This window comes from Gordonia sp. i37, from assembly GCF_002043085.1.
GTDB lineage: Bacteria > Actinomycetota > Actinomycetes > Mycobacteriales > Mycobacteriaceae > Gordonia > Gordonia polyisoprenivorans.
In genome coordinates, this window is record NZ_MVPX01000230.1 from 1 (window position 1) to 9,987 (window position 9,987).

The following is a 9,987-nucleotide window of genomic DNA, read 5'->3' on the forward strand; positions in this document are numbered from 1 at the left end:
CACCGGTGGCCTCGGTGGCCTCGGCACCCTGATGGCACGTCACCTCCTCGACGCAGGCGCCGGACGAGGGGTCCTCAACGGTCGCCGAGCGATCACACCCGACCAGCAGACGCTCATCGACGACCTCTCGAACGGAGGCGAGGTGGCCTACATCGCCGGTGACATCGCCGAACCCGGCGTCGCCGCCGCACTGGTCGACGCCGCGCGGGAGACGGGCCGAGAGGTTCGCGGCGTGCTGCATGCGGCCGCCGTCATCGACGACGCACTGCTGAGCGCACTCGAACCGGACAGCCTGAGCCGGGTGTGGGCGCCCAAGGTCGCCGGTGCAATCGCCCTGCACGAAGCGACAACACATCTGCGCCTGGACTGGTGGGTGGTGTTCTCCTCGGCGGCGTCATTGCTCGGCTCGCCCGGGCAGGGCGCATACGCAGCCGCCAACGCGTGGGCCGACGCCTTCGCGCTCTGGCGCCGCCACCAGGGATTGCCGGCCACCGCGATCAACTGGGGCCAGTGGGCCCAGGTGGGCGTGGCAGCCGCCCTGACGATGGACGCTCTCGACCCGATCAGCCCGGCGGAAGGCATCGAGGCGTTCGACGCGCTGGTGGTCGCCGACGCCACCCGGGCCGGCGTCATCCGCCTCCGGCTCGACCGCGCGGCCGTCGCATTCCCCGAACTCGATCAACTGGGCTACTTCGCACCACTCGTCGCCGAGCTGCACGACCTCACCGACGACACCTGGGGCGGGATGGAGGCGTTGCGCACCCTCGATGCGACCGCTGTACACGACGCCGTCACCGACCGTCTGCGCACCCGGATCGCGGCCATCATGGGCTTCGCCGACAGTCGGGCCGTCGACGTCGACAAGCCGTTGACCGACCTGGGCATGGATTCGCTGATGGCCGTACGCATCCGCAACGCGGTGCGCGGCGATTTCGGAGCCGAACCACCGGTGGCACTGCTCCTTCAGGGTGCAAGTCTGCGTGCGCTCGCCGCCGATCTCATCCGTCAGCTCGATCTCGCCGTCGCCGACGACACCGACGCCTCGGGCGGCCTCCGGGAACGAGCACAACTGCGCGCCGCCGCACGCCAACGGGCCGGCCGGCGCAGAACAGGACAGCGGGCATGACAGAAGCGGGCATGACACAAGCGGGAACGTCAGAAGCATACGGGGCCAACGCGATTGCGATAGTCGGCATGGCCGGCCGCTTCCCGGGATCGGCGTCTCTCACCGAGTACTGGCGCAACCTGGAGGCCGGGCGAGAAGGGATCGAGACCCTCACCGCCGAGGACCTCACCGCGCACGGGGTGAGCGACAAGACCCTCGACAATCCGGCCTACGTGCGGCGCGCACCGCTGCTGACGGACATCGAGGAATTCGATGCGGAATTCTTCGGGTTCACCCCTCGCGCCGCCCGGATGATGGACCCACAACACCGACTGTTCCTACAGACCGCGTATCACGCTCTCGAGGACGCCGGACTCGATCCGCACGACATCGAGGCAACCGTCGGCGTCTTCGGAACGAGTTCGGCCAGTGGATATCTGCTGCACAACCTGATGTCCCACCTCGATCCCCACCGCATCATCGGCGAGGGCGCGAGCTTCGAGATGATCAACCTCTCGCTGGAGAACGACAAGGACCACCTGGCCACCCGCGTCGCCCACCAGTTCAACCTGCGCGGTCCCGCGCTGGCCGTCCAGACGGCCTGCTCGTCGTCGCTGCTCGCGGTGCATCTGGCCGCCGCCAGCATCCTCAACGGCGAATGCGAGATGGCGTTGGCCGGCGGATCCTCGATCCGGGTGCCCAACCGGGTGGGCTATTGGTACGAGCCCGGGTCGATGGCCTCGCCGAGTGGTTACTGCCGGCCCTTCGACTCGCGGGCCGACGGCACCCTGTTCGGTTCCGGCGTGGGAATCGTGGTCCTCAAACATCTCGACGACGCACTGGCACAGGGTGATCGCATCCATGCGGTGATCCGCGGGTCGGCGATCAACAACGACGGCGCGACCAAGATGAACTATGCGGCGCCCACCGCGGCCGGACAGGCGGAGGTCATCGCCGAGGCGCACGCCGTCGCCGAGGTCGACGCCGCCACCATCAGCTACGTCGAAACACACGGCACGGCCACACCATTGGGTGATCCGATCGAGGTGGAGGGGCTGCGGCAAGCCTTCGAACTCGCCGAGCAGGAACGCCGCGGTCCGTGCGTCCTGGGATCGGTCAAGGCCAACATCGGTCATCTCGAGACGGCCTCGGGTATCGCGGGTCTCATCAAAACCGTGCTGTGCCTACAGAATCGGTCGCTGCCGGGCACCTTGCACTACACCCAGCCCAACCCCGAACTGCATCTCGAGCGCACACCATTCGAGGTCCGGGCGCAGACCACCGTCTGGGAGAGCGACGGTCCGCGCCGCGCCGGGGTGAGTTCGTTCGGTGTCGGCGGAACCAACGTCCACGTGGTACTCGAGGAAGCACCACCGGCCCCACTGCCTCCGGCGACGCGCGGCCCGGTGATCGTGACACTGTCGGCGCAGCAACCCGATTCGCTCACGCAGGCACGGACCGCACTCGCCGACGACCTGCAAGCGCGCCCCGACCTCGACGTAGGCGTACTCGCGCATACCCTGAACCGGCGGCACCGGTACCGACATCGCCTCGTCGCCGTCGTCGACGACGCCGCCCACGCCGTCGAGGTACTGCGCACCGACGAGCACGACAACGTGATGATCACCGACGAGGTCGTAGGCGCCGACACGGCGACCGATCGCGTCGCGTTCCTCTTTCCCGGCCAAGGCGCGCAACACGTCGGCATGGCGCGAGGTCTGCTGGACTCCGAGCCGGTCTTCGCCGAACACTTCGCGCAGTGCGTCGCGGCGTTCGACGCCGAGCTCGGAATCGACCTGCGCGCGGAGATCTTCGAGGGCAGTGCACGGTCACTCGAACGCACCGACCGAACGCAACCCGCGTTGTTCGCCGTCGAATACGCACTCGCGCGTCTCGCACAATCACGCGGGGTGCATCCCGCGGTGCTGGCCGGGCACAGCATCGGCGAATACGTCGCAGGCACTCTTGCCGGGGTGTTCGATCTGCCGACCGCGGCATCGGCGGTCGCGATGCGCGCCCGGCTGATGAATGCGGCGCCACGTGGCGTGATGGTCGCCGTGCCGGCCGTACCCGCGGTGGTCACACCGTATCTGGCCGGTGAGGTCGACATCGCCACGATCAATGATCCGGGTGGATGCGTTGTCGCCGGCACCGATACCGCGATCGCCGCGTTCACGGCACGGCTGGCGCAGGCGGGGATCACCGCACGGCGGGTCCGCACCTCCCATGCGTTCCACTCGCGGCTGATGGACGGCGTGGTGGCCGAGTACACGGCCTTCTTGTCGCGAATGACATTGCGTGAACCGCAGATCCCGCTGTTGTCGAACGTCACCGGCACCGTGATGTCGGCGGCCGAGGCCACCAACCCGGCCACCTGGGCACGGCAGATCCGGGCAACGGTGCGTTTCGCCGACGAGGTGGGGGCGTTGCTCGAGAACCCCGCCCGCGTCCTGGTCGAGGTCGGGCCCGGCGGGACGCTGTCCGGTGCCGCCGCCCGCCACCCCCGATGGGGCGACGGGCACCGAGCCATACGTCTCATGCGTCACCCTGCCCAGAATCGCGACGACCGCACCACCTTCCTGCTCGGTCTCGGTCAACTGTGGTCGGCGGGAGTTCCGGTCGACCTCGACGACGACCGCGATCGACCGATCGTCACACTTCCCGGATATCCCTTTGCCCGTCAGCGCCATTGGGTCGACCACGATCGCTCGGCACGGATGCTGCGCACGGATGATCCCGACACCGCGGGCGACGCCGCCGGGGGTACCGCACCGCCGCAGATGCAGCCCTCGGTCGCGGACGGCCGCACGCCGATGGAGACCACGCTGGGCCGGATCTGGGCGCAATGTCTCGGAGTGGAGTCGGTCGAGCGCACCGCCAACTTCTTCGAGATCGGTGGGGATTCGCTCATCGCGATCAGCATCGCGATGAGCGCGGCGAACGAGGGGTTGGAGATCACCCCGCAGGATCTCTACGAGAACCAGACCGTCGCCACCCTCGCCGCGACACTGACCCAGCGCTACGCCGCAGGCGGACTTGGTCGCACGGTCACGGCCGATCCGGACCATCTTCCCCTGACGCCCACCATGATCCGGTTCCTGGACTCCGGTGTCACCGACAGCAACCGGTGGCGCGTACCGCTGATCCTGCGTGTCCGCGACGACGTCGGCACCGACCGCATTCGCGACGTCCTCACCGCGGTGGTCAATCGCCACGATGCACTGCGGATACGGATCGTCGAGGAGGACGGCATCCGCGAGGTCCGTGTCGCGGCGCCCGTCGAGGCCGCCGACCTCGCGGTCGCGGCGGTGTCCGGGGCGCAGGAGATCCCCGAGTTCCTCCGCACCCTCACCGGCGACGGAGGGCTCACCCCGTACCTCGCCGCCCATGTACAGGCCGGTGACGGACAGTCGTATCTCGCGATGAGCGTGCACGGGCTGGTGGCCGACGAGGAAGCCCGCGACATCCTGGTGACCGATCTGTTCACCGCCTTCGGTCAGGTGCTCGCCGGCGAGGACATCTCGCTTGCGCCCGTGCCCGTTGCGTGGCGCCAGTGGGCACAGCTGTCCTCCGAGCTGGCCGCCCATCCGGCGGTCCTCGACTCACGCAGGTATTGGCTGACCGGGCCCGGACGGGCCACGCGCAGACCGATCACCGGTGATGCGATGCGGACGACCTCCACTGCGCTGCAGCGCATCTCGACCGCATTGACGACCACCCAGACGATCGAACTCGACGACGCGCGTCGCAGACTCACCTTCCCGGTGGATCGCTTCCTGCTCACCGCACTGGGTCGCGCGCTGGCGCAGACCTTCGGCGACGGCATCATCGACGTCGACCTCGCCGGGCGCGGTCGACGGGTCCTACGGCCCGACCTCGACCCGCGTCGGACCCTGGGATCCTTCACCGCCCTGTACCCCGTGGCGCTCGGCTGCACTGCGCTCAGCGGGGAACCGACTGCCGCGCAGATCGAGGCCGTCCACCGGGTACTCGCCGCGGTACCGCATCACGGTGTCGGCCACGGCGTCCTGCGTCACCTGCACGCCCCGACCGCGCGTGCTCTCGAGGCAACTCCGGCACCGGATATCGCGCTGGTCGTCGGCAGCCCGATTCCCGATCTCCCGACCGCCGACGACCAACCCGTCTCGATCGATCCGACGATGGCGGAGGCACTTCGGGCATCGGCACCCGGGTTCGGGCACGCACTCGAGATCCGTGCCCAGCGCAGCGGGGGAATCCTGCACGTCGACTGGTGGTACGACCCGGCCCGCATCGGTGCCGACGTCGTGTCCCGGCTCGCCGACGCCAGTATTGCGTCCCTCGCCGACCTGGCGCGCGAGGCCATCGTCGAGGACGAGGCGGATTCCGCCGACGGCGAGCTGGAACTGATCGACCTGACCGCCGACGTCGATCTGGGGGAATCCGGTGCCCTTCACTGACACTCACGGCCACACCCACGACACCGACCGCGGTGGTGGTCGGCATCGACGCCCCGACGAATCGCACGCCGCGGTCGTCGTACGGGATCTGCGCAAGAACTTCGGGGACTTCCAGGCGCTGCGCGGTATCAGTTTCACCGTGGGACGCGGCGAGGTCCTCGGCCTCCTCGGCCCCAACGGGGCGGGAAAGACCACCACGGTGGACATCCTGTGCACCTTGAGTTCTCCCGATTCCGGAACCGCGCTGGTCGCCGGCCACGACGTCGCACGGGACCCGGCCGCGGTGCGGCGTTCGATCATGTTGACCGGGCAGCAGGTGGCCCTCGACGACATGCTCACCGGCCGGGAGAACCTCGTGATGTTCGGCCGGCTGCAGGGATGGCGCAAGTCGGCGGCGCGACGCCGGGCCGACGAGCTGCTCGAACAGTTCGACCTGCAGTACGCGTCGAATCGGCCGTTGGGAACCTACTCGGGGGGCATGCGGCGACGTATCGACATCGCGTGCGGTCTCGTCGTCCGACCGGAGGTCGTGTTCCTCGACGAGCCGACCACCGGGCTCGATCCGCGCAGCAGGCAGGCGGTGTGGGATCTCGTCGAACGGTTCAAGTCCGACGGCATCGCCACCGTCCTCACCACGCAGTACCTCGAGGAGGCCGACACCCTCGCCGACCGGATCGTCGTCATCAACCGGGGCACGGTGATCGCCGAGGGCACAGCCGATCAGCTCAAGGAACGCACCGGGGCGACCTACTGCGAGATCGTGCCCCGCCACACCTCCGCGATCCCGGCGATCGTCGCGGCGCTGACCCCGATGATGCCGCGGTCCCGGCGCGCAACGGTGACCGCCCATCCCGACCGCGTCTCCATGCCCGCACCGCACGGCGCCGACACGATGGTCGAGGTGTTCGGTCGGTTGCACCGCACCGGAATCGAACTCGCCGACGTCGCCTTGCGACGCCCGTCGCTCGACGAGGTGTTCTTCGCGCTCACCGCCGAGACCGCCCGGCCAGACCGGGCCGAGGTGGCGTCGTGACCCCGACGTCGTGGTCACCCGAGCGGGTCACCGGCGCCACGCGGGAGACCAATCCCTCCGGAGTGCAGCAGTGGTGGGTGCTGACAACCCGGAGCATCGTGCCGACGCTGCGCAACGGCGAACTCCTCACCCAGGTCGCGGCGTCGATCATGTTCACCGCGGGCTTCTACATCCCACTGAAGAACTTCATGGGGCTCTACGCCGCCGAGATGAGCAGCTACGCACAGTACCTGATGCCGCTGATCGCACTGCAGGCCATCAGTTTCGCGGCGATCTCCGGCGCCTTCCGTTCGGCCTCGGATGCCGTCGAGGGGATCAACCGGCGCTTCCGGGCACTGCCGATCTCCCGTGTCACCCCGCTGGCGTCCCGCATGACCGCCAGCATGTATCGCTGCACGGTCGCGCTGGTGATCTCGCTGATCTGCGGACACGTCATCGGATTCCGGTTCTATGCCGGGCTCCTCTACACCGTCGCGTTCTGCGGACTTGTCCTCGCGATCGGACTCACCCTGTCGTTCCTGGGGGAGGTGGTGGGCACGGCGTCACGCAATCCCGACGCCACCACCCATCTGATGATGCTGCCGCAGTTGATCTTCGGACTACTCTCGGTCGGGGTCCAGCCGGCGTCGGCGTTTCCGCACTGGATCCAGGGCTTCGTGCGCAATCAACCGATCTCACAGTTCGTCTACGCGTTGCGGGCATTGGCCGGTGACCGGGTGCCCGGCGCGGCCGGCGCCATCACCTGGCAGACCATCGGGCCATCGTTGGCCTGGATCGTTGCGCTGTTGGTGGTCCTGATGCCCGTCTACGCGGTGCTGGCGGGGCGGAAGGGATGAGCTGATGACCCCACTCACCGGCGAGATGTCCTCCGCCCCAGCACATCCGATTCCGGCTGCGCCGCGCAGGCCGGCGGAATGGTCGCCGCGCGCTCTGCTCTCGCACACCGTGACACTGACCGCTCGCACCATGCGTCGTTGGCTGCGCGATCCGGCGAGTACCTCGGAGACCATCCTGGTTCCGGTGGCGTTCCTGGTCGCACTGAACATTGTTCTCGGCAACGGCATCACCCGGGTCACCGGTATCGACGCGCTGTACGGCAGCGTGCCCCTGGTGGCGATGGTCGCCGCGACCCAGGGTGCCACGGTCGGCGGATTGTCGCTGATGCACGAGCGTGACAGCGGGCTGCTGGCGCGGCTGTGGGTATTGCCCATCAACCGCGCGGCGGGGGTGATCTCGCGATTGCTTGCCGAGACCATCCGCATCGTCGTGGCCACCCTCGCGCTGCTGATCGCGGGCTACGCCATGGGATTCCGATTCCACGAGGGTGTGGCCGCCGCGATCGGCTGGGTGTTCGTGCCCTGTCTGTTCGGGCTCGCGTTCGCCGTCGGTGTCGCCACACTCGCGTTGTACTCGGCCAAGACTATCGTCGTCGAGGCGACGGCGCTCGTGTCCGGGGTGTTCATGTTCTTCAGCACCGGATTCGTGCCGCTGCATCAGTATCCCGAGTGGATCCAGCCCGCGGTGTCGCATCAACCACTCAGCTACACCGTCGACACCATGAAGGGCCTGTCGGTGGGCGGGCCGGTCGCCACTCCGTTGACGGGTCTGCTCGCGTGGTCGGTGAGCATCATCGTGGTCTGCGCGATCCCTCTGGCCCTCGGCTACCGAAAGGCCAGTATGCACAGCTGATCCGGAGAAGCCCGCACCGACCGTCATCGATCACCAGGAGGACCCGTGAGCGCCTCAGCAGTCATCCGCCATCTCGCCAAGAGCGAGGAGATGTTCGCCGAGACACACAATTTCGTCGGACTCGGAGCCCACCTCGACGGCCCCGTCGACACCGACGCGCTCGCCGAGGCCTTCGACACGCTGCTCGAAGTGCATCCCGTCCTGGGCGGCCATCTCGAACGCGACGCCGATCAGCGCTGGCAGATCGTCGTCGACGATCTGATGCACCCGGGAATCATGGTGGTGGACAACCGTGACGGCAGCGCCGAGGTCGTCCCTCCGCATTTCGACCAGACCGAAACCCTGGTGCACCTGCGCGTGGTGGTGCTCGACGGCGGAGCCCAGCCGACCCTGTACGTCCACCACAGCCTCGCCGACGGACATCACCAGTTCGCCCTGATCGAGGAATTGTTCTCCTACTACACCGATCTGGTCACCACGGGAGACCTGCGGCCGGGCCCCGTGGAGCCGGCGCCGGACTCGCTGGAAACCGTGCTGGCCCACCGCGGCATCACCAAGCTCCACCGGTCCGGTCTGGAGCGCTTCATGCCCGCGTTGTTCGCCTACGAGTTGCCGCCGTCGCGGCGTACCACGTCGACCGCGCGGCCCTCGGCTCCCCAGCAGGTACCGATGGCGTGGTGTGGGCTCGACGAACGCCAGACCCGCGCGATCGTCGACTACGCGCGCAGCAACGGCGTGGGGCTCAATGGCGTACTGGCGGCGGTGATCCTGATCGCCGAATGGCAGGTGCGCGGCCGCAGGCGCATCCCGGTGCCCTACATCTATCCGGTCGATCTGCGCTACGTGCTCAGCCCGCCGGTGACCGCGACGGCCGCAACCAACCCCGTCGGGGTGGGCACCTTCCTTGCCGACATCGATCACGGCACCGATGTTCTCGATCTCGCCACCCGGATCGCCGAGGCGTATCGCGCCGATCTCGCCGAGGGTGTCATCGCCCAGTCCCTGCTGCATTTCACGCCGAGCTACGAAGGCAATCCGCCCGGCCTGCCCGACGTCGTCATGATGACCGACAACGGTGTGGTGCCACCGATGCGCACCCCGCCGGGTGTGCGACTGACCGCGGTTCACGGGGAACTGCACTTCCAGGTCGGCGGCGGCATCGAGATGTACACGAGCAAGATCTTCGACGGCCGGCTGATGATCGAATATCACACGCATGGACCGGATCCCCAGCGGTCGATCGACGCCATCGCGACGTTGCTCGCCGGGATCGCGGCACCGGCCGATCCCGTCATCGGAGCGGGGGCGCTCCGATGACGCAGCCGTCAGAACGCATATCGGTGGTACTGCAGAGCCTTTCGGCCCGCAGGGATCGCCCGGGACAGCACTCCGGCGCCCGCGAACGGACCGCTCACCCGGGCGAAGGTCTCCGCGGAGAAGAGGTTGGCCGAGTCCACGACATGCAGAGCCGGGATCTCACCGACGATGTCGGCGGGGGAGTTGACCGCCCAATGCAGTCGCGACCCGGATCGCCGATTGAGCATGTGTACGCGCTGGGTGGCGATCGCCAGCCAGTTGTAGAAGTCGATCTGGATCTCGCCGGTCGGGAAACGCTCGACAACCCGGGAGATCAGGCCGAGTCCTTCATCGCGCGTCAAGTACATGCTGATGCCCTCGGCGAGGAACAGCACCGGCCGATCGGCGGGGGGGGGGGGGGGGCC

Annotated in this window: 6 protein-coding genes and 1 pseudogene; 6 read left to right on the forward strand and 1 reads right to left on the reverse strand. The window is 68.2% G+C overall.

What is annotated here, in order from left to right:
- From B1964_RS10570 to B1964_RS10595, 6 genes are all read left to right on the forward strand, one after another.
- Positions 1–1,126 (forward strand): beta-ketoacyl reductase (locus B1964_RS10570; RefSeq protein ID WP_139765700.1); only part of this gene is annotated, 1,126 nt, incomplete at its 5' end.
- 11 nt (positions 1,127–1,137) lie between these two features.
- Positions 1,138–5,544, forward strand: coding sequence for a type I polyketide synthase (locus tag B1964_RS10575; RefSeq protein ID WP_138944181.1), 4,407 nt, complete (start codon positions 1,138–1,140; stop codon positions 5,542–5,544).
- The gene (locus B1964_RS10580) at positions 5,531–6,577 is read left to right on the forward strand and encodes an ATP-binding cassette domain-containing protein (RefSeq protein WP_006372819.1); all 1,047 of its coding nucleotides are present in this window, start codon (positions 5,531–5,533) and stop codon (positions 6,575–6,577) included. Before B1964_RS10575 ends, B1964_RS10580 begins: the two co-directional genes overlap by 14 nt.
- Positions 6,574–7,413 carry an ABC transporter permease gene (locus tag B1964_RS10585; RefSeq protein ID WP_006372818.1) on the forward strand — a complete coding sequence of 280 codons (840 nt, stop codon included), beginning with the start codon at positions 6,574–6,576 and terminating at the stop codon, positions 7,411–7,413. The genes B1964_RS10580 and B1964_RS10585 overlap by 4 nt, the downstream gene beginning before the upstream one ends.
- Before the next feature lie 4 nt (positions 7,414–7,417).
- Positions 7,418–8,266, forward strand: coding sequence for an ABC transporter permease (locus B1964_RS10590; protein WP_006372817.1), 849 nt, complete (start codon positions 7,418–7,420; stop codon positions 8,264–8,266).
- A 45-nt stretch (positions 8,267–8,311) separates the two neighbouring features.
- Entirely contained in the window at positions 8,312–9,583 is a 1,272-nt protein-coding gene (locus B1964_RS10595; protein ID WP_006372816.1) for an acyltransferase, read from the forward strand.
- A gap of 8 nt (positions 9,584–9,591) precedes the next feature.
- Here B1964_RS10595 and B1964_RS10600 read toward each other — a convergent pair.
- Positions 9,592–9,987 (reverse strand): annotated as a pseudogene (locus tag B1964_RS10600) (class I SAM-dependent methyltransferase); the annotation flags it as partial.

Bases quoted from the DNA above. Each gene is read 5' to 3' on its own strand.
- B1964_RS10590 (WP_006372817.1), top strand. From the start codon at position 7,418: ATGACCCCACTCACCGGCGAGATGTCCTCCGCCCCAGCACATCCGATT.
- B1964_RS10575 (WP_138944181.1), top strand. From the start codon at position 1,138: ATGACACAAGCGGGAACGTCAGAAGCATACGGGGCCAACGCGATTGCG.